The sequence below is a fragment of the Pseudomonas sp. S150 genome, assembly GCF_004526365.1.
GTDB classification, from domain to species: Bacteria; Pseudomonadota; Gammaproteobacteria; order Pseudomonadales; family Pseudomonadaceae; genus Aquipseudomonas; species Aquipseudomonas putida_A.
Genome location: NZ_CP038207.1, coordinates 5,485,041 through 5,504,753, shown reverse-complemented (window position 1 = coordinate 5,504,753; position 19,713 = coordinate 5,485,041). Strand labels below are relative to the sequence as shown.

19 protein-coding genes are annotated in these 19,713 nt (G+C 60.6%); 2 read left to right on the top strand and 17 right to left on the bottom strand.

The features are described 5' to 3' along the window. Window positions 1–24 precede the first annotated feature (24 nt). The 3 genes from E3Z29_RS25530 to E3Z29_RS25520 are packed head-to-tail and all read right to left on the bottom strand — an operon-like array spanning window position 25 to window position 2,997. Window positions 25–903: a carboxylesterase gene (locus E3Z29_RS25530; RefSeq protein WP_134787240.1), complete on the bottom strand. Its 879-nt coding sequence runs from the start codon at window positions 901–903 to the stop codon at window positions 25–27. Continuing rightward, the gene (locus E3Z29_RS25525) at window positions 900–2,294 is read right to left on the bottom strand and encodes an aspartate aminotransferase family protein (protein ID WP_098965393.1); all 1,395 of its coding nucleotides are present in this window, start codon (window positions 2,292–2,294) and stop codon (window positions 900–902) included. Before E3Z29_RS25525 ends, E3Z29_RS25530 begins: the two co-directional genes overlap by 4 nt. Then, window positions 2,287–2,997: an HAD-IB family phosphatase gene (locus E3Z29_RS25520; protein WP_098965392.1), complete on the bottom strand. Its 711-nt coding sequence runs from the start codon at window positions 2,995–2,997 to the stop codon at window positions 2,287–2,289. Before E3Z29_RS25520 ends, E3Z29_RS25525 begins: the two co-directional genes overlap by 8 nt. 230 nt (window positions 2,998–3,227) lie before the next feature. On the opposite strand from E3Z29_RS25520, the gene E3Z29_RS25515 reads away from it, so the two are divergent. Both E3Z29_RS25515 and E3Z29_RS25510 read left to right on the top strand, forming a co-directional pair. Then, complete coding sequence (locus E3Z29_RS25515; protein WP_134787239.1) at window positions 3,228–3,989, top strand: MipA/OmpV family protein; 762 nt, start codon at window positions 3,228–3,230, stop codon at window positions 3,987–3,989. A 72-nt stretch (window positions 3,990–4,061) separates the two neighbouring features. Next, the gene (locus tag E3Z29_RS25510; protein ID WP_134787238.1) at window positions 4,062–4,934 is read left to right on the top strand and encodes a fatty acid desaturase; all 873 of its coding nucleotides are present in this window, start codon (window positions 4,062–4,064) and stop codon (window positions 4,932–4,934) included. A gap of 103 nt (window positions 4,935–5,037) precedes the next feature. Here the strand turns inward: E3Z29_RS25510 and E3Z29_RS25505 are convergent, their stop codons facing one another. The 14 genes from E3Z29_RS25505 to E3Z29_RS25440 all read right to left on the bottom strand — a co-directional run bounded on the left by E3Z29_RS25505 (window position 5,038) and on the right by E3Z29_RS25440 (window position 19,677). Next, entirely contained in the window at window positions 5,038–5,421 is a 384-nt protein-coding gene (locus tag E3Z29_RS25505; protein ID WP_134787237.1) for an EamA family transporter, read from the bottom strand. A 31-nt stretch (window positions 5,422–5,452) separates the two neighbouring features. Then, entirely contained in the window at window positions 5,453–5,827 is a 375-nt protein-coding gene (locus E3Z29_RS25500; RefSeq protein WP_098965385.1) for a transporter, read from the bottom strand. Continuing rightward, a complete protein-coding gene (locus E3Z29_RS25495; protein WP_134787236.1) occupies window positions 5,824–6,744 on the bottom strand; it encodes an arginase in 921 nt (306 codons plus the stop codon). The genes E3Z29_RS25500 and E3Z29_RS25495 overlap by 4 nt, the downstream gene beginning before the upstream one ends. Window positions 6,745–6,854: 110 nt before the next feature. Next, window positions 6,855–7,184 carry a GlpM family protein gene (locus tag E3Z29_RS25490; RefSeq protein WP_171061851.1) on the bottom strand — a complete coding sequence of 110 codons (330 nt, stop codon included), beginning with the start codon at window positions 7,182–7,184 and terminating at the stop codon, window positions 6,855–6,857. An 8-nt stretch (window positions 7,185–7,192) separates the two neighbouring features. Continuing rightward, window positions 7,193–8,473 carry a sigma-54 dependent transcriptional regulator gene (locus tag E3Z29_RS25485; RefSeq protein ID WP_246881771.1) on the bottom strand — a complete coding sequence of 427 codons (1,281 nt, stop codon included), beginning with the start codon at window positions 8,471–8,473 and terminating at the stop codon, window positions 7,193–7,195. 44 nt (window positions 8,474–8,517) lie between these two features. Further along, window positions 8,518–10,419, bottom strand: coding sequence for a sensor histidine kinase (locus E3Z29_RS25480; RefSeq protein WP_134787234.1), 1,902 nt, complete (start codon window positions 10,417–10,419; stop codon window positions 8,518–8,520). 214 nt (window positions 10,420–10,633) lie between these two features. Beyond that, window positions 10,634–11,368: an amino acid ABC transporter ATP-binding protein gene (locus E3Z29_RS25475; RefSeq protein WP_007963947.1), complete on the bottom strand. Its 735-nt coding sequence runs from the start codon at window positions 11,366–11,368 to the stop codon at window positions 10,634–10,636. After that, window positions 11,365–12,036, bottom strand: a complete 672-nt coding sequence (locus E3Z29_RS25470) for an amino acid ABC transporter permease (RefSeq protein ID WP_007963949.1) — start codon at window positions 12,034–12,036, stop codon at window positions 11,365–11,367. Before E3Z29_RS25470 ends, E3Z29_RS25475 begins: the two co-directional genes overlap by 4 nt. Further along, window positions 12,036–12,782, bottom strand: a complete 747-nt coding sequence (locus E3Z29_RS25465; protein WP_027612077.1) for an amino acid ABC transporter permease — start codon at window positions 12,780–12,782, stop codon at window positions 12,036–12,038. The genes E3Z29_RS25470 and E3Z29_RS25465 overlap by 1 nt, the downstream gene beginning before the upstream one ends. A 190-nt stretch (window positions 12,783–12,972) precedes the next feature. Next, on the bottom strand, window positions 12,973–13,899 hold the full coding sequence (locus E3Z29_RS25460) for a glutamate/aspartate ABC transporter substrate-binding protein (protein ID WP_134787233.1): 927 nt from the start codon (window positions 13,897–13,899) through the stop codon (window positions 12,973–12,975). Between the two features lie 493 nt (window positions 13,900–14,392). Continuing rightward, window positions 14,393–15,928 carry a glycerol-3-phosphate dehydrogenase gene (gene glpD, locus E3Z29_RS25455; RefSeq protein ID WP_134787232.1) on the bottom strand — a complete coding sequence of 512 codons (1,536 nt, stop codon included), beginning with the start codon at window positions 15,926–15,928 and terminating at the stop codon, window positions 14,393–14,395. 322 nt (window positions 15,929–16,250) lie between these two features. Continuing rightward, a complete protein-coding gene (locus tag E3Z29_RS25450; protein ID WP_134787231.1) occupies window positions 16,251–17,006 on the bottom strand; it encodes a DeoR/GlpR family transcriptional regulator in 756 nt (251 codons plus the stop codon). A 238-nt stretch (window positions 17,007–17,244) separates the two neighbouring features. Further along, complete coding sequence (glpK, locus tag E3Z29_RS25445) at window positions 17,245–18,747, bottom strand: glycerol kinase GlpK (protein ID WP_027612074.1); 1,503 nt, start codon at window positions 18,745–18,747, stop codon at window positions 17,245–17,247. A 78-nt stretch (window positions 18,748–18,825) separates the two neighbouring features. Further along, the gene (locus tag E3Z29_RS25440; RefSeq protein ID WP_027612073.1) at window positions 18,826–19,677 is read right to left on the bottom strand and encodes an MIP/aquaporin family protein; all 852 of its coding nucleotides are present in this window, start codon (window positions 19,675–19,677) and stop codon (window positions 18,826–18,828) included. Window positions 19,678–19,713 lie beyond the last annotated feature (36 nt).

The window sequence follows — 19,713 nt, the reverse complement described above, 5'->3', positions numbered from 1 at the left end:
GTCGGCGAGTCGGACTGCAACTGCTCAAGCCAGTTGCCGGGTTTCCAGTGATGGCGTATCGGCTATGGCGACCGGTTGCGTGACGCCGCGCTCGATGAAATCGGCGCTCAACTCCACGACCCGGCGGTACTGCAAATCCACGGTGATCATGTGATAGCAGTCGTCGAGCAGCACCTTGGTCACCGGCCCGCCGAGTGTGCGTTCGACGTAATCGGCATTCCAGCGGCTGGTGATGTCGTCCTCGATGGAGTGCAGCACCAGCGCCGGCGTGGTGATCGACGGCATGCGTTTTTTCACCACGGCGTTAAGCCGGTGCAGTTCGCGCACGGTGACGCCTTCCATGGTCAGCAACCCGGCCTGGCTGCTCTGACCTTCTTTCATCTGGCGTTCGACGATGGCGCGCAGGCGCTCGTTCTTGATCCCGTAGGGCGGCTTTTCTTCGAAACTGCACAGGTGCACGCCGAACGGGATTTTCATCAGCAACGGGGTGAGGAACGCGAGTTTGTTGATGCTCCAGCCGTCGTAGCGCAGGGTGGTCGAATACAGCAGCAAACCTTCGATCTGTCCCGGGTGTTCGGCGGCCAGGTACATCGACAGCACGGCGCCCATGGACAGGCCGCCGACATACACTTTGCGGTGTTTGCGGCGTACGCCGACGAAGGTGTTGCGTGCGCTTTCGTACCAGTCGCGCCAGCCGGTGGCTTGCAGGTCGGCATTGCCGCCGCAGTGCCCGGCCAGGGTCGGCACATAGACCGTGTGTCCGGCTTTCGCCAAGCCCACGGCCACCCGACGCAGCTCCGTCGGGGTGCCGGTGAGGCCGTGGATCAACAGCACCGCGACCTCCCCGTCACCGAGAACGAAACCGGCGTTGCCTTCGCCCATGTCGATCTCAGCGTCGATCATCGTTTCATCGCCCGATGCAGGAGTCGGTCGAGCAGGGCCAGGCCCAGATCGATTTCCGGATAGCTGATTTCCAGCGACGGTGCCAGGGTGATGACGTTCTTGTAGTAGCCGCCCACGTCGAGGATCAGGCCGAGACGACGACCGTCGATTTCGATGTCGCCCTTCATGCCTTCTTCAACCATGAAGTCGAGGGTGGCCTTGTCCGGGGTGAAACCGTCTGCGGTGCAGATCTCGCAGCGCAGCGCCAGACCGAGGCCGTCGACATCGCCGATGATCGGGTAGCGTTTTTGCAGATCCTGCAGGCCTTCAAGGAAGTATTTGCCCTTGGCCATGACCATTGCGCCGTAATCGACTTCGCTGGTCATCTTGAACATTTCCAGACCCACCGCAGTGCCCAGCGGGTTGGAGGCGAACGTGGAGTGGGTCGAGCCTGGCGGAAAGACTTTCGGGTTGATCAGCTCTTCACGGGCCCAGATGCCGCCCAGCGGGTTGAGGCCGTTGGTCAGCGCCTTGCCGAAGACGATCACGTCGGGTTTGACGTCGAAGTGTTCAATCGACCACAGCTTGCCGGTGCGGTAGAAACCCATCTGGATTTCGTCGACCACCATCAGGATGCCGTGCTGATCCAGGACGTGCTTGAGTTCGCTGTAGAAGTTCATCGGCGGGATCACGTAACCGCCGGTGCCCTGGATCGGCTCAACGTAGAACGCGGCGTATTCGCTCTGCCCGACTTTCGGGTCCCAGACACCGTTGTATTCAGTCTCGAACAACCGCGCGAATTGCTGCACGCAGTGGCTGCCGTACTCTTCCTTGGTCATGCCTTTGGGGCCGCGGAAGTGATACGGGAACGGGATGAATTGCGCGCGCTCACCGAAGTGACCGTAGCGGCGGCGATAGCGGTAGCTGGAGGTGATCGACGAAGCACCAAGGGTGCGCCCGTGGTAGCCGCCCTCGAAGGCGAACATCAGGCTCTTGCCGTTGCTGGCGTTGCGCACGACTTTCAGCGAGTCCTCGATCGACTGCGAACCGCCGACGTTGAAGTGCACTCGGCCGTCGAGACCGAATTTTTTCTTGGCGTCGACCGCGATCATCTCCGACAGCTCGATCTTGCCCTTGTGCAGGTACTGGCTGGCGATTTGCGGCAGGGTGTCGATCTGTTGTTTCAGCGCATTGTTCAGACGCGGGTTGGCGTAACCGAAGTTGACCGCCGAGTACCACATTTGCAGGTCGAGGTAGGCCTGATCTTCGGTGTCCCAGACGTAGGAGCCTTCGCAGCGGCTGAAGATGCGCGGCGGTTCGATGTAGTGAACGGTGTCGCCGTAGGAGCAGTATCTGGCTTCTTTTTCCAGAAGGACCTGGTCTTCGGCTGTCGCGATGCGGATATCAGACATGGTGCAGGGTTTCCTGTGCTTCAGAAGTGGATTCGGTGCTGAACGTGACGGCGTTGGCGGCCGGGGCCAGCGGCAGGCGGGCCAGCAGTTGTGGCAGTTCGGCGAAGCTGTCGAAGCGCGCGTAGGCGATGCCGTTGCGCTCGCAGTGCTCGGCCAGGCGATCCTTGGCGAAGACGAAATCGGCGGTTGAGGCCACGCACATGTCGGACTGGCCGTCACCGATCACCAGCACGCGTTTGCTGCCGGGGGTGGATTTGCATTTGCAGTTGCCGGAGGCCGCGCGGCAGGCGTCACTGGCGTAAGGAAAATCGATGCGCCATTTGTCGTGATCGATCTGGCGCAGGCGGTTGGCGAGGATCGGCAGCAGCGTCACGTAGTTGCGCGCCAGAATCCGCGCGATGCCTTGTTCGATGCCGTCGCTGACCACTTCCAGCGAAGCGCCGAGGCCGATCACGTGGTCGACGAAATCGGGGAAGTCCGGGTCGATGTCGATGCTGTCGAAGAATTCCAGCAGTTGTGCCGGCGTGGCCTTGATCAGCGCCAGTTGACGGCTGAGGCATTCACGGGAACCGATCTTGCCCTCCAGCCATTCATTTTCGATGGCTTCCCAGCTCGGGTCGGCGAAGCGTTCAAGGATGCTGTCGATTACGTCGGTACGGGTGATCGTCCCGTCGAAATCACACACGATATGCCAGTCAATCATCTGCAGTACCTGTTGGGTCGAGGCAGTTGTCAGGGTGCGCGGTCTGCGCCTGGCAAGGGTGGGAGCAGGGACTGTGCCAATTGGCCAAAGCCCCGTGCTGGCGGGGGCGATGCGCGGTTTTCGAAAAGTGGAGCTACAATTTTTGTAGCTTGCTACAAACAACATGAGTGCTTGCGCCAAGGGCGGTATCCGGGGATTGATGCGCGCAAGTTCAGAAAAGGAATGACCTCATGCAGAGGAAGACACTGGCGTTATTGGCCGCACTGGCCTGCTTTTCCGGGCCCGCCCTGGCGGATGGCATTACAGGTGAAGCAGGAATCGGGGTGGGGTACCAACCGCACGATCCGAGCGGCAGCCGCTACGAAACCCGACCGATCCCGTATCTGGATCTGGACTGGGGCGATGTCAGCCTCGGTACCGACGATGGCCTGACCTGGAGCGCCTTGAAAAGCAACGGTTTCAGCGCCGGGCCGTACGTCAATTACCTCTCCGGGCGCACCGCCAACGGCGAGTTGCGCGGCCTGCGTGATGTGCCCGACATGGCCGAGGCTGGCGGCTTCGTGCAATACGCTCCGGCCGATTTCTGGCGCGTATTCGCCTTCGTTGGCCAGGCCGTCGGCGGTGGCAGCGGGCAGGGCGGCGTGTTTGGCAAAGTGGGCGGTGAAATTGGCTATCCACTGGGCGGCGGGGTGATCGGCAGCAGCAACCTGACCGCGCATTTTGCCGATGCGCAGGGCACCCAGACCTTCTTCGGTGTCAGTGATCGCGAGGCGCAGGCCTCGGGCATCCGCGCGTACAACGCCGGCGGCGGTTTGCAGAACGTGGCGCTGACCCAGAGCTTCGAGTTCCCTCTGGCGCCACACTGGTCGCTGGTCACCAGCGCGAGCTGGATTCACCTGACTCGCTCGGCGGCGGACAGCAGCATCGTCAAAGCGGTGGGCGATACCAATCAGGGCGAAGTGCAGGCGGCCATCGCCTACAAATTCGACTGATTACGCGCGCGGGCAAATTGGTCTGCGGTTTGCAGACAGCCATGTCGAATCCATTCCTTCAGGATGTTCTTCATGGCTCGCCCTGCTAACCGTCTGCTGGCTCATTCATTGTGGGACCTGATCCCCGTCGCTTTGGGCCTGGCCCATTTCGCTTTCGTCCTGTGGCTGGTTGCGGCCTTTCACGACCTGTCCTGGTGGACTTATGTGCCGCTGGCGCTGGGCTACGCAATCAGCCTGTCGTGGAGCATCAACAGCATTTCCCACAACCAGATTCACAACGCCTACTTCACCCCGGCGTGGCTGAACCGGGCATTCGATCTGTTGTTGTCGGTGACCATCGGTTTTTCGCAAACCCTCTATCGCGATATCCACAACCGCCATCACCGCGGCAACTCGGATCTGCCGGGGCCGGACGGCAAGACCATTGATCCGCTGTCGATCTATCTGCGCGGCAAGAACGGTCAGCCGGAGAATCCCTGGGCCTACACCTTCCTGAGTTTTTTCCGCGACGACCCCAAGCCGATCTACAACGAAATGCGCCGCAAACGCCCGAAGGATGCGCGTTGGGTTCAGGTCGAGATCTATGTGACGGTGGCGTTTTATCTGCTGCTGGCGGTGTATGACTGGCAGGCGGTGCTGGTGTTGTTGCCGTTCTGGTATCTGGGCCAGGCGCTGTCATCGCTCAACGGTTACTACGAGCATTTTGGCGGCAACCCGGATTTGCCGATTGCCTGGGGCGTGAGTGCCTACAGCCCGCTGTACAACCTGTTGTGGATGAACAACGGCTATCACGCCGAGCACCACTACCGGCCGAAAATGCACTGGACTCAGGTCAAGGCCTATCACCGGCAGATCGCCCGGCAACAGCAGGAAGCGGGGGTGAAGGATATTCCGCTGGCGCACGGTTTGGGCTTCCTGCTGAACCACCAAAAGCCTGACGCCTGACCGATTTGTGTAGGAGCTGACGAAGGCTGCGATCTTTTGATCTTGAAAAGCAAAGATCGTCCGATCGCGGCCCGAGCCTGCGGCAGCTCCTACACGGAGCATTTCAGTGCTCTTCGCCTTCGGCGAGCAAGGCTATCCCGCCCATGATCACCGCCACGCCGAGCCAGTGCAGCAGACTGATCTGCTCGCCCAGTCCCAGCCACGACCCCAGCAGCACCCCGACAAACACCAGCGAACTCAGGGGAAACGCCAGTGACAGGCTGCTGCGTCGCAGAATCAGCATCCAGACAAAAAACGCGCCGATGTAGCAGGCAACCGCCACCCACACCCCGGGCGTCATGACGATGCCTTGCAGCCATTGCAGGCTGAGGTCCATCTGCCCCAGTTGATCACCACCGACCTTGCTCGCGATCTGTCCGCCACTTTCCAGAATAATCAACAGCGCCCAGAGCACGATGGTGCCCACGCGCCCGTGTAGCCAATGCATTGCGTCGTTCCTTTGCAGTTCCAGGCGAGCTTCAGACATGGCCGGCACACACAAGCATCACGCCCGCCGTAATCACCAGCGTGCCCAGCCAGCGCCGCCGGCTGACGGTTTCGCCAAGCACCAGTTTGCCCGCCAGCACCACGCCGCAATAGGCCAGCGCGGCTGCCGGAAACAACAGACTCAGCGGTGCCCGCGACAGAGCGCCGAGCCAGACGAAAAACTCGATCGCGTAAGCGCCTATCCCGCACCACAATAGCGGTGCGTTGAACACCTGGCCCCAAAACACCTGAAGCCGAAAACCACCCTCCAGCTCCGGTAATCGATCCAGGCCCAGTTTGAAACACAGCTGGCCGATCACATCCAGAACGATGGACAGGGCCACCAGCACAATCACGGTGAAAGTCATGGAAACAGTTCCTCGAACAGGTCGATCAAGGCTTGATTGGTGGTGGAGTTGCGCAGGATATCGGTGTCGCTCCAGCGCTCGGCCGGCGGCTGATCGGTCTTCGCCTCCCAGCGTTTGAATACGTTGCTGAAGGCCGGACGGGCGTATTCGCCGCAGATGTCGATGCCGATGATTCGCTTGCTCGCCGCCAGCGCGCGCAGGGCCTGAAGCATATGGCTCAGGCGCATGCCGCCCTGATCCCAGTTGGTGGCGGCGTCTTCGCTGGCGAGCACGTCCTTGTCGATGGTGATCCACACCGCATCGGTCGGCAGGCTGGCGATCATTTTGTCGAGGAACAGCGTCCAGTCGACTTCGGACAAATTGCGCCAGTGCAGCATGTTTTCCTGCTGTTCATGGCCGGCGCCATCACCGACTCGCCCCCAGACTCGGGAGGGTGCGTGCTGCCACGGAAACAGCTGCAGAACCCCGCGTTTGAGCGCTGCGAGGTTGCCGCCCTTCAGTTGTGGATTTTGCAGATCATCGCTGCACGGGCCGAGGGTGACGATGCGGCGGATGTCCGGCAGTTTCAGGGCCTGATTGACCCAGGAACCGCAATGCCGACGCGGCGCAAACCGCACCCAGTCAGGGTGATTGTCGAAATGGATCAGGCTGACCGGCTCGGGCAGGTCGGTGAGAAACGCCGGGGTCAGGTGGTGATAGTCACCGGAGCCGACGAAGAAGATTTCCGGTGCCGGGCCGCTGTGCCGTGGCCGTTGCTGCAAGCGTTCGGCGAAGCGTCGCCAAGTGCGTTCGCTGGACCAGAGCCGGAGTTTCGGGCCGAGGTCGAGCAGGTCCAGGCGTTTGGCGCGGCCACTGTCGAGCAGTCGCGCAATCGGCGCCTGGGCGGTCAGGCTGTGGTCGAGATCTAAAATATTCAAGGTCGCTATTTACCCTTGGCAGACCCTGCCAGACACCGGCCTCATCGAGCATGAGCGCCAGCCGGGCAGGGCTTTCGGGGGTAAATGCAAGGGACGGGCCAGCCGTTGTCTCAGGCGTGCAGACGCACCCACACCGAAACCAGCACGCTGGCGGCGATCAACCACGCGACAACCGCAACCGCCAGTGACGCCTCCAGGCGCATGCGGTCAACCATCACGTACAGCGTCGCCAGATAGATGAAATACGGAATGATCGACCACATGCCAAATACGATGGTCGCCTTCAAGTCGTCAATCGAACGGCCCTTGCCAACGATGTAGTGGGCGATCAGGGCGAAGGTCGGAAACAGCGGCACCAGTCCGGCGATGTAATAGTTTTTGGTCTTCGACAGCGCGGCGAGGATCAGCACCACCGCCGCGCCGAGTGCCGCTTTGAGTATCAGATCCATCAGTGGCTCAACCCGTACTTTTTCACTTTGTCGAACAGCGTGGTCTTGGCCATGCCCAGTTCTTGACTGGCCTGGGTCAGGTTGCCGCCACTGCGTTGTAAGGCGTCATTGAGCAGGTTGCGCTCGAAGGCTTCCACCGCTTCGGCGAACGCCAGCCCCTGACCGCCGCTGCTGGCGCCGGACTTCTTGAACGCCGGCAGGCCGAGGGCAAAGCGCTCGGCGACGTTACGCAGCTCACGCACGTTGCCCGGCCAGTCGTGGCTCATCAGGTTCGACAGGGTCTGGTTGTCCAGCTCGGGCAATACCCGGTCGAAACGCAGCGCCGACTGCTGGGTGAAGTGTTCGAACAGTTGCAGGATGTCTTCACGGCGCTCGCGCAGCGGCGGCAATTCCAGGGTCACCACATTGAGGCGGTAGTACAAGTCGCTGCGAAATTCGCCGGCCTTGCTCGCTTCGTCGAGGTCGGATTTGGTTGCGGCAATCACCCGGCAATCCACCGCCACGCTCTGGTTCGAGCCGAGGCGTTCGAGCGTGCGTTCCTGCAACACCCGCAGCAGTTTGATTTGCAAGGGCAGGGGCATGCTTTCCACTTCGTCGAGGAACAACGTGCCGCCGTCGGCGTGTTCGATCTTGCCGATGCGCCGTTTGCCGGCGCCGGTGAAGGCGTTGGCCTCGTGGCCGAAGATCTCGCTTTCGAAGAGGTTTTCCGGCAGGCCGCCGCAGTTCAGCGCAACGAACTGCTTGGCATGCCGGCGACTGAAGTCGTGCAGGCAGCGGGCGACCAGTTCCTTGCCGGTGCCGGTCTCGCCTTCGATCAATACGTTGGCCGAGGTGTCGGCGACGTTGGCGATCAGTTCGCGCAGGTTCTGCATGGCTGGCGAGCGCCCGATGATCCGGCCTTCGAGGGAATCGCGTTCGGCCAGTTGCCGACGCAGCGAAGACACTTCCCGAGCGAGGCTGCGTTGCTCCAGCGCGCGACGAGCGACGTCCACCAGGCGCTCCGGCGAGAACGGTTTCTCCATGAAGTCGTAGGCGCCTTTCTGCATCGCGCCGACCGCCATGGAGATATCGCCATGACCGGTGATCAGCACCACCGGCAGACTGCGGTCGCGCGCCTTGAGGCGGGTCAGCAGTTCCAGGCCATCGATGCCGGGCAGGCGAATGTCGCTGATGACGATCCCGGCAAAGTTGTCGCCGACCCGCTCCAGCGCTTCTTCGGCACTGCCGACGCCGATGCAGGGAATGTCTTCCAGGGTCAGCGCCTGCTGGCAGCCGAGCAGCACATGGGGGTCGTCTTCGACGATCAGCACACTAAGGTCGTGGTTCATATTGGCTCGGCAGGAGTAGGGCTTACCAACGGTAAACTGAGGACGAAGGTGGTGCCACCGCTGACCGGGTGTTCGACACCCAGGTGTCCGCCGGTGGCGGCAGCGAGGCTGGCGGAGAGGGTCAGGCCGAGGCCCAGACCCTGTTCGCCGGGTTTGGTGGTGAAGAACGGCTCGAACAGATGCTTGCGTGCTTCGGCGTCGACCCCGTGGCCGTTGTCGCGCACCCGCAGGCGATATTTGCCGTTGAACTCTTCGCCTTCCAGCCACAGCTGCGGTGAAGGTTGCGTCTGCATGGCGTCGAGGGCGTTGCCGATCAGGTTGACCAGAATCTGTTCGAGGCGGGTCTGGTCGATCTGCACCTGTACGTCGCTGAACTGACGATGCAGTTGCAGCGTTATGCTCTCGACCCGCGCGCCGAGCAGTTGCAGGGCGGCGTCCACGGCTTTGCCGAGACTGGCCTGGCCTTCATTGTCGCCGCGCCGGGCGAACGAGCGCAGGCTGGCGGTGATCCGGCCCATGCGGTCGATCAGGTCGTTGATGGTCTTGAGGTTGGTGCTGGCGACATCGAGCTGGCCGCGTTCCAGAAAGCGAATGGTGTTGCCGGACAGGGTGCGCATCGCCGCCAGCGGCTGGTTCAGTTCGTGGGCGATGCTGGTCGACATCTGGCCGATGGCCGCGAGTTTGCCAGCCTGCACCAGTTCGTCCTGAGCGCGGCGCAAGGTCTCTTCGGCCTGGCGCCGTTCGCGGATCTGGCTCTTCAGCCGTTCGTTGCTGGCGCGCAGATCGCCGGTGCGTTCGGTAATCCGACGCTCCAGTTGATTGTTGGCTTCCTGCAAGGCTTCGCGGGCGGCGAGGCGGTTGGCGATGACCTTGCGCCGCTCGTTCCAGGCGATCAGCAGGAACGCCACCAGGGCGAAGGCCACGGCCACCAGGATTCCCTGATTGATCGCTTCACGACGCAAGTCCTGCAACGGCGTGAGCAGGGTGAAATTCCATGGTGTGTCGCTCAGCGGCCGGGTCTGCGCCAGATAGCTGATGCTGTCGTCATCGGCGCTCAGTTCGCTGTTGGCCGGGAAGGTCAGTTTCTCCACACCGTCGGCCAGGGTTTCGCGGGCCAGCGGTTGCAGTTCGTTGAGCGGGAACCAGTAGTACTGCAGGCTGCGCGCGAGTTTTTCTTTGGTTTCATCGCTCAGCGGCACCACCGATTTCAGGCGCCGCGCCGGATCGCTGGAAAGAATGATGATGCCGTTCTCGTCGCTGACGAAGGCCTCCAGGCGGGCGCGTTGCCAGCGCTCTTCCAGCGCTTCGAGGCGCACCTTGACCACGGCGACGCCGATGATCTTGCCGTGTTCTTCCAGGCCATGGGCGAGGTAGTAACCGGGCTCGCCGCTGGTGCTGCCGATGCCGTAGAAACGTCCGGGCTCGCCGCGCACGGCGTTCTGGAAATAGGCGCGAAAAGACAGGTCTTCGCCGAGGTAACTGTCGACGTCGCGCCAGTTGCTGGTAGCCATCACCCGGCCGGTGGTGTCCATGACGTAGATAGCCCGACTGCGGCTGCGCCGGTTCAGGCCTTCAAGGTAAGCATTGACCGTTTGCCGGTGTTCCGGAGTCGGGTCGGCCAGCAGTTGCGGGACACTGGTTTCCAGTTCCAGCAGGCTGGGCAGGTAGGTGTATTTGCTGATCTCGCTTTCGACCGTGCGCGCGTGCAGTTCGAGCTGACGCTGGCCGTTTTCGCTGAGGCTGCGGATGCCGAAATGTTCACTGGTCCAGAAGCCGATGTAACCCAGTCCGATCATCAGGATGATGATCAGCGGCGGCAGGAACAGATGGCGAATCAGACGGGGCTTCACGGCAAGTGATGGCGGCGCTGCGCGATAGAGATTGGGGTCGCATTTCATCACAGTTGCCTTGGGTCAACCAGCATGGCTAACAGCATCCTGGTTTGTTCGCGCGGAACCTGTGGCGAGGGATTTATCCCCGATCGGCTGCAAAGCAGTCGTCAAACCGGCAGATGCGGTTTGATTTTGAAATGCTGGGGGTCGCTTCGCGGCCCATCGGGGATAAATCCCCTCGCCACAAAGCGCCCTCGCCACAGAGTTCGGTGTGTTGCTTTTAGTGCTGCAGGATTTTCTCGAGGAAGTGCTGCGCGCGTTCGGAGCGGGCGCTGATGTCGCCGAAGAATTCCTCTTTAGGGCAGTCTTCGATGATCTTGCCGGCGTCCATGAAGATCACGCGATCAGCCACTTTGCGCGCGAAGCCCATTTCGTGGGTCACGCACATCATGGTCATGCCTTCGTGGGCCAGTTGCACCATCACGTCGAGCACTTCGTTGACCATTTCCGGGTCGAGCGCCGAGGTCGGTTCGTCGAACAGCATGACGATCGGGTCCATGGCCAGTGCACGGGCAATCGCCACACGCTGCTGCTGACCGCCGGACAGTTGCCCCGGGTGCTTGTGCGCATGCGCAGACAAGCCGACGCGTTCCAGCAGTTGCAGACCTTTCTTGGTCGCCTCTTCCTTGCTGCGGCCCAGCACCTTGATCTGCGCGATGGTCAGGTTTTCGGTGATGGTCAGGTGCGGGAACAGCTCGAAATGCTGGAACACCATGCCGACGCGCGAGCGCAGTTTCGGCAGGTTGGTCTTGGAGTCGGCAATCGAAGTGCCGTCGACGACGATGTCGCCTTTCTGGAACGGCTCCAGCGCGTTGACGCACTTGATCAGGGTCGACTTGCCCGAGCCCGACGGGCCGCAGACCACGATCACTTCGCCTTTCTTGACCTCGGTGCTGCAATCAGTCAGCACCTGGAAGTCGCCATACCACTTGTTGATGTTCTTGATGGAGATCATACGGCAAACCTTTTTTGCAGACGCTTGACCAGCAGCGAGGCGGAAAAGCTGATGATGAAGTAGACGACACCGGCAAAGATCAGGAACTCGTTGGAACGACCGATGATGTCGCCGCTGGAACGGGCGGAGTTGAGGAAGTCCACCAGGCCCACGGTGTAGACCAGCGAGGTGTCCTGGAACAGGATGATCGACTGTTGCAGCAGCAACGGGGTCATCTTGCGGAACGCCTGGGGCAGGATGATCAGCCGCATGGTCTGACCATAGGTCATGCCCATCGCTTGCGCGGCGGCCATCTGGCCTTTGGGGATCGACTGCACGCCAGCCCGGACGATCTCACAGAAGTACGCGGCTTCGAACATCATGAAAGCCACGACGCAGGAGGTGAACGCGCCGATCGGGGTGTCTTCGCCGGTGATCCAGCGCAGCACGAACGGCACCGCCAGGTAGAACCAGGTGATCACCAGGAGCAGCGGGATCGAGCGGAAGTAGTTCACGTAGGCGCCGGCGACGCGCGACAGCAGTTTGCTCGACGACAGGCGCATCAGCGCGAGGATCGTCCCCAGCACGATGCCGCCGATCACGCCCATGACCATCAGTTGCAAGGTCATGACCATGCCGTTCCACAGGCCGGGGATTGCGGGGATGATGCCGCTGAAATCGAAGTCCATTATTTACCCCCCACGGAGATCAGGCCGGGCACTGCAACTTTCTTCTCGACCATGCGCATCAGCAACATCAGGCTCATGTTCAGGGTGAAGTAGATCAGCGTGGCCAGGGTGAAGGCTTCAAACAGGTTGGCCGAGAACTCGGCGGTCTGTTTGGTTTGCGCCAGCAGTTCCATCAGGCCGATCAAGGACGCCACGGAGGAGTTCTTGAACACGTTGAGGAATTCCGAGGTCAGCGGTGGAATGATGATGCGGTAGGCCTGGGGCAGCAGCACGTTCCAGTAGATCTGCGGCAGCTTGAAACCCATGGCGCGGGCGGCGGATTCCTGGCCGCGTGGCAGCGCCTGGATGCCGGTGCGCACTTGCTCGCAGACCCGGGCGGCGGTGAACAGGCCCAGGCACACGACCACGCTCAGGTAGGCCGAGGTGGTCGGGTTCAGATCCTGCTTGTACCAGTCCTGCAGGTTTTGCGGCAGCAGATCGGGCACCAGGAAGTACCAGATGAACAGCTGCACCAGCAGCGGCACGTTGCGAAACAGTTCGACGTAGCAGGTCGCGATGCCCGATACGAGGCGATTCGGCACCGTGCGCATGACCCCCAGAATGGAGCCCAGCAGCAAGGCGATGATCCATGCCACGATGGCGATGGCAATGGTCCAGCCCAGGCCGGCGATGTACCAGTCGAGATAAGTCTCGCTGCCCACGCCGGTGGACTTGAAGAACACGCCCCAGTCCCAGTTGTAATTCATTAGGGTCTCCCCTCGAAATCGATCGATGTACAAGCACCCGCTTGGGGAAGATCCTTTCCCGTCCGACGTTGAACGCCGGGCACACGCGATCGGCTCGAAAACCGCCAGGTCGAGTGTTCCACTGTAAAACCAGCAGGTAACAGACGCCTGAGGGAGGGTGGCTCCCTCAGGGGATAAGGTTAGTCAGGAATCAGATTTTTACGTCAGGCGCCGGCTTGTCGCTCGGGTTGGCGATCAGTTCCTTGACCTTGTCGCTCATCGGGAAGTTGAGGTTCAGGCCCTTTGGCGGAATCGCGGTTTCGAACCACTTCTTGTAGATCTCGTTGATCTTGCCCGACTTGTACAGGCCGACGATGGCGTCATCCACAGCCTTCTTGAAGGCCGGGTCGTCTTTGCGAACCATGCACGCGTAGGCTTCGAAGGATTGCGGAGTACCGGTGATGACCCAGTCGTCCGGCTTCTTGGCCTTGGCTTCTTCGCCGGCCAGCAGGGCGTCGTCCATCATGAAGGCAACGGCGCGGCCGCTTTCCAGCATGTTGAAGGATTCGCCGTGGTCCTTGGCGGAGATGATGTTCATGCCCATCTGCTTGTCGGCGTTCATCGCTTTGATGATGCGCTCGGACGTGGTGCCGGCGGTGGTCACGACGTTTTTGCCTTTGAGGTCGGCAAAGTCTTTGTAGGACGGCTTGCCATCCTTGTCTTTCTTGACCAGCAGACGGGTACCGATTTCGAAGATGTTGACGGTGAAGTCGACTTGCTGAGCGCGTTCGGCGTTGTTGGTGGTGGAACCACACTCGATATCCGCGGTGCCGTTCTGGATCAGCGGGATACGGGTTTGCGAGGTCACCAGGTTGTATTTGACCTGCAGGTCTGGCTTGTTCAGGTCTTTTTTCAGGGCTTCAACGATGGCCACTTGAATGTCGTGGGAGTAGCCCACTGGCTTGCCGGAAGCATCCGCGATGTAGGAAAACGGAATGGAACTGTCGCGGTGAGCGAGGGTGATGGTGCCGGAATCGTTGATTTTCTTCAGGGTGCCGGTGAGTTCGGCGGCGAAAACTGGAGTGCTGATCAGAGCGGCCGCAATGGCTGCGCCCAGGATATGGGGAACGATGCGCATCAAATTTTCCTCGAATTGTTTTTTTTATGGGGCCAGTTCGTCGGCCCTTTTGTGCTTCGAATGCCTGACGGCTCCTGAAGTGTTGGCACGCCAGGCATTCGTCGAGAGAGTGTAGAGCATGAGTCGTGCCAGAGCAGTCGATAGTGGCTAATGGCTTGATTAATAAGGTGATTAAAGTTTTGTGTCGGTGTTTTTCGATGAAACTGATCCGGTTATCCGAATCGACCGGGAGGTCGCGTTCGGAAAACCGAACGATCTTTTAATCGCTGCCCTTATATTGATGATCGTTCGAGCCCACATTCCCTTGTGGCGAGGGGATTTATCCCCGATAGGTCGCGAAGCGGCCTTCTTTCAGCGCAAAGGCGAGGACCGCTTCGCAGTCCATCGGGGATAAATCCCCTCGCCACAGGGTTAGTGGCAGGCAAAGTAAGTCACGCAGCAAAAAGCCCCTGAATCTCTCAATTCAGGGGCTTTCGTTTAAGCGATGTTCAAATCACGCCGCTTCAATCTTGCGGTTCTGCTCGACCTTGCCCAGGTAGGCCGCCAGTTTCTCTTGCTCGGCCGGGGTAGTGAACAGGCCCAGTTTGCTGCGACGCCACAGGATGTCGTGCGCCGTGGTGGCCCATTCTTCGCTGCACAGGTAATCGACTTCACGGGTGTAGAGCCCGCCACCCATGTGTTCGCCCATGTCGGCGAGGGTTTCCACGCCTTCGAGCATGCGCCAGGTGCGGCTGCCGTAGGTGGTGGCCCAGCGGCGGGCGATCTCGGTCGGGACGAAGTCGAACTTGTCGCGGATCTGCGCGCTCAAGGCTTGCGGCGTAGTCATGTCTTCGCCGCCGGGCAGGGTCGCGGTGGCGGTCCAGCTCGGGCGCATCTGGGTGAAGTACGGCATCAACTGGGCCATCGCTGACTCGGCGAGTTTGCGGTAGGTGGTCAGTTTGCCGCCGAACACCGACAGCAGCGGTGCTTCTTCGCCACCGCCAGACAATGCCAGGGTGTAATCGCGGGTCACGGCGGACGGGTTGTCGGATTCGTCGTTGCACAGTGGACGCACGCCCGAGTAGCTGTGCTGAATGTCGTCGCGGCTGATCTGCTTCTTGAAGTGCGCGTTGACCACTTTCAGCAGGTAATCGGTTTCGCCGTCGGTGATTGCCACTTTCGCCGGATCGCCGGTGTATTCACGGTCGGTGGTGCCGATCAGGGTGAAGTGGTTCAGGTATGGAATGGTGAAGACGATGCGCTGATCTTCGTTTTGCAGGATATGCGCGTGATCGCCTTCGTACAGCTTCGGCACGATGATGTGGCTGCCCTGAATCAGGCGGATGCCGTACGGCGATTCCATTTTCAGGTCGTCACGAATGAACTTGGCGACCCACGGGCCGGCGGCGTTCACCAAGGCTTTGGCAGTGATCGAAAACAGGCTGCCGTCGGCGCGTTCCAGATTCAGGTGCCACAGGCCCTTGGCGCGGCGGGCGCTGACGCAACGGGTCTGGGTGTGTACGTGGGCACCTTTTTCCCGGGCGGCCATGGCGTTCAGAACGACGAGGCGGGCGTCATCGACCCAGCAATCGGAGTATTCGAAGCCCTTGGTGATTTCGCTTTTCAGCGCGCTGTCGGCACCGAACTTCAGGCTTTTCGAACCTGGCAGTTTTTCGCGCTTGCCGAGGTTGTCATAAAGGAACAGGCCGGCGCGGATCATCCACGCCGGACGCAGGTGCGGGCGGTGCGGCAGCACAAAACGCATCGGCTTGACGATGTGCGGCGCCTTGGCCAGCAGCACTTCGCGCTCGGCCAGCGCTTCACGCACCAGACGGAATTCGTAATGTTCGAGGTAGCGCAGGCCGCCGTGGATCAGCTTGCTGCTGGCCGACGAGGTGTGGCTGGCCAGGTCATCCTTTTCGCAAAGGAACACCGAGAGACCGCGACCGGCGGCATCCGCTGCGATCCCCACGCCATTGATCCCGCCGCCAATTACGGCAACGTCGTAGATCTCGGAGATAGGGGGCGTACGCAAGGTAGATGTGGACATCGGCTGGCCTCGGGCTCTTTTGATTTTCTGTCTTGGAAATCGAACATAAATGTTCATTTGCGAAAATGGTAGCCCATAAAGACGCGCGCAGCCAGTCGCGTTCGATTGAAAAAACTCATCGAAGGGCGGCTAAAAGAAAATTTTCGAACATTATTGAGGCGGAGATGATCTTTGTGGCGAGGGGATTTATCCCCGATGGGCCGCGTAGCGGCCCCTCAATCAACTACCGTGGAGTCTCAGGCACACCGCATTGGGTGGTTTTAGGACTGCTTCGCAGCCCATCGGGGATAAATCCCCTCGCCACAGGGGATGTTGAACGGGTTTAAACGACTTCCAGACGAATTTTGTGCTGGCTCAGCAGTTGCGCCAGTGCCGGCACTGGCTGCTGATCGGTCACCAGGCAGTCGATCAGGCTGATCGGACCCAATCGAATCATCGCATTGCGCCCGAACTTGCTCGAGTCCGCCGCCAGAATCACCTGCCGCGCATTGGCAATGATCGCCTGCGACACGCGCACTTCCTGATAATCGAAGTCGAGCAGGCTGCCGTCTTCGTCGATGCCGCTGATACCCACCAGTGCGAAATCGACCTTGAACTGGTTGATGAAGTCCACGCTCGCCTGACCCACCACACCGCCGTCACGGCGCACGTTGCCGCCGGTCAGCAGCACATCGAAATCATCCTTGGCACTGAGCATCGAGGCGACGTGCAGGTTGTTGGTGATGATCTTCAGATGGTTGTGATTGAGCAGGGCGCGGGCAATCGATTCGGTGGTGGTGCCGATGTTGATGAACAGCGAGGCGTGATCGGGGATCTGCGCGGCGATGGATTCGCCAATGCGTTGTTTTTCGTCGCGCATCTGGTCGGCGCGCATCGCATAGGCGGTGTTTTCGACGCTGGAGTCATAGGCCGCGCCGCCATGGTAGCGACGCAACAGATTGGCTTCCGCGAGCTGATTGATATCGCGGCGGATGGTTTGCGGGGTAACAACGAACAGCGTGGCCATTTCCTCGATGCTCACATAGCCGCGTTCGCGGACCAGCTCGAGGATTTGCTGCTGACGGGGAGGCAGATTCATGGGGCTTCCTTTGGGCTGCCGTGCAAAATTTGCCCATGATGACGCAGGAATCTCCTCCCGACCAGTTTCCAAACAACGTGAAAGCTACTGCGCTCGGCAATCCTGCGTTAAAAACAGGCTCGGACTGCTCATTTACAAACCCGTAAACTCCGCGTCCTCGCCTGTTTTTGCCTTGTCTTGCCTTCGCTCGCTACGCTTTCACGCTGTTTGGACAGCTTAAGTCAGTCTTCAGACTGGCTTATTCAGCGTCTTCACGTGCCCAGTCACGGGTGCGGCTGACGGCTTTTTTCCAGCCTTTGTACAGCTTCTCTTTCTCGGCTTCGTCCAGGCTCGGTTCGAACTCACGCTCGATCACGGCCTTGCCGCGCAGTTCGTCGAGGCTGCCCCAGAAACCACACGCCAGACCGGCCAGATACGCTGCGCCCAGCGCGGTGGTTTCGCGCATTTGCGGACGCTCGACTTGGGTGCCGAGGATGTCGGCCTGGAACTGCATGAGGAAGTTGTTCGCGACCGCGCCGCCGTCCACGCGCAGGGCCTTGAGGCGTTCGCCGGAGTCCTGTTGCATGGCGTCGAGTACGTCGCGGGTCTGGTAGGCGATCGATTCCAGCGCGGCGCGGATGATGTGATCCACGCGCACGCCGCGCGTCAGGCCGAACAGTGCGCCACGGGCATACGGGTCCCAGTACGGAGCGCCCAGACCGGTGAAGGCCGGTACCAGGTACACGCCGTTGCTGTCCTTCACTTTATTGGCGAAGTATTCGGTGTCGTGAGCGTCGTTGACGATCTTCAGTTCATCGCGCAGCCACTGCACGGTCGAACCGCCGTTGAACACCGCGCCTTCCAGGGCGTAAGCCACTTCGCCACGCGGGCCGCAAGCGATGGTGGTGAGCATGCCGTGTTGCGATTTCACCGCTTTGTCGCCGGTGTTCATCAGCAGGAAGCAGCCGGTGCCGTAGGTGTTTTTCGCCTGGCCCGGCTCGACGCACATCTGGCCGAACAGTGCCGCTTGCTGGTCACCGGCGATACCGCCGATGGCGATGCCGCTCTTGGTGCGACCGTAGATTTCCGAAGAGGCTTTGACTTCCGGGAGCATCTCGCGCGGGATGTCGAGGATTTCCAGCATCTTCGAATCCCACTCCAGCGAATGGATGTTGAAGAGCATGGTGCGCGAGGCGTTGGTGTAGTCGGTGACGTGTACCTTGCCGCCGGTGAATTTCCAGATCAGCCAGCTATCGACGGTGCCGAACAGCAGTTCGCCATTGCGCGCACGCTCGCGGCTGCCTTCGACGTTGTCGAGGATCCACTTCAGCTTGGTGCCGGAGAAGTACGGGTCGGTAACCAGACCGGTGTTGTCGCGGATGTACTCTTCGTGGCCATCGCGCTTGAGCTGCTGGCAGATCTCGGTGCTGCGGCGGCACTGCCAGACGATGGCGTTGTACACCGGACGACCGGTGGTCTTGTCCCAGACCACCGTAGTTTCACGCTGGTTGGTGATACCGATGGCGGCGACCTGATCGTGATGCAGACCGGCCTGGGCCAGTGCTTCGACCATCACCGCGCTCTGGGTCGCAAAGATTTCCATTGGATCGTGTTCGACCCAACCGGCTTGCGGGTAGTGCTGGGCGAATTCGCGCTGGGCGGTGCAGACCACGTTCGCATCGCGGTCGAAAATGATCGCGCGGGAGCTGGTCGTACCCTGATCGAGGGCAATGATGTAGTTCTTATTCTGAATGTCGGTCATGTCGATTGCCTTGGACGAAATAAGGGAGAGTGGGCCGGGGCGCGGGCTCTAAATGGGCAGGAACCCGCGCCGACTGTTTCAAGAAGTTCTTGGTTTGCCGTCAATGGCCGGTTCTGCATCCTTTGTAGCAGGTGTGGCGCCGGTCAGGTGACGGGCGATGAGCCCGCGATACCCGGCAGCGCCGAGGCAGGCACCGACAATCGGTGCAAAAATCGGAATCAGGAAGTACGGAATATCGCGACCGCCAGTGAACGAAATTTCACCCCAGCCAGCGAAGAAAGTCATCAGTTTCGGACCGAAGTCGCGGGCCGGATTCATCGCAAAACCGGTCAGCGGGCCCATCGAGCTGCCGATCACGGCGATCAGCAAACCGATCAGCAGCGGAGCCATCGGGCCTTTCGGCAGACCGTTGTTGTCATCGGTCAGGGCCATGATCACGCCCATCAGGATCGCGGTGATGATCATCTCGACCAGGAATGCCTGAGCGGTGGACAGTACCGGATTGGGGAAGGTCGAGAACACCGAGGCCAACTCAAGGCTGGCGGCGGTGCCACGCACCATGTGGTGAGTTTGTTCGTAATCGAAGAATAGATTGCTGTACAGCGTGTACACCAACAGCGCACCGCAAAACGCGCCGGCGATCTGCGACAGGATATAGAACGGCAGTTTACGCTTTTCGAAGTCGGCGAAAATGCTCAGGGCAATGCTCACGGCGGGGTTCAGATGCGCGCCGGAAACCCCGGCGGTCAAGTAGATCGCCATGCTCACGCCGACGCCCCAGATAATGCTGATTTCCCACAGACCGAAGCTGGCGCCCGCGACTTTGAGCGCGGCGACACAGCCAGTGCCGAAAAAGATCAGAAGTGCAGTCCCCAGAAACTCGGCCAGGCATTGGCCGGAAAGCGATGGTTGCTGTAAAGCAGTTGTCATTGAAAACCTCGATTTTTGTTGTTGTCTGGCGCGTTT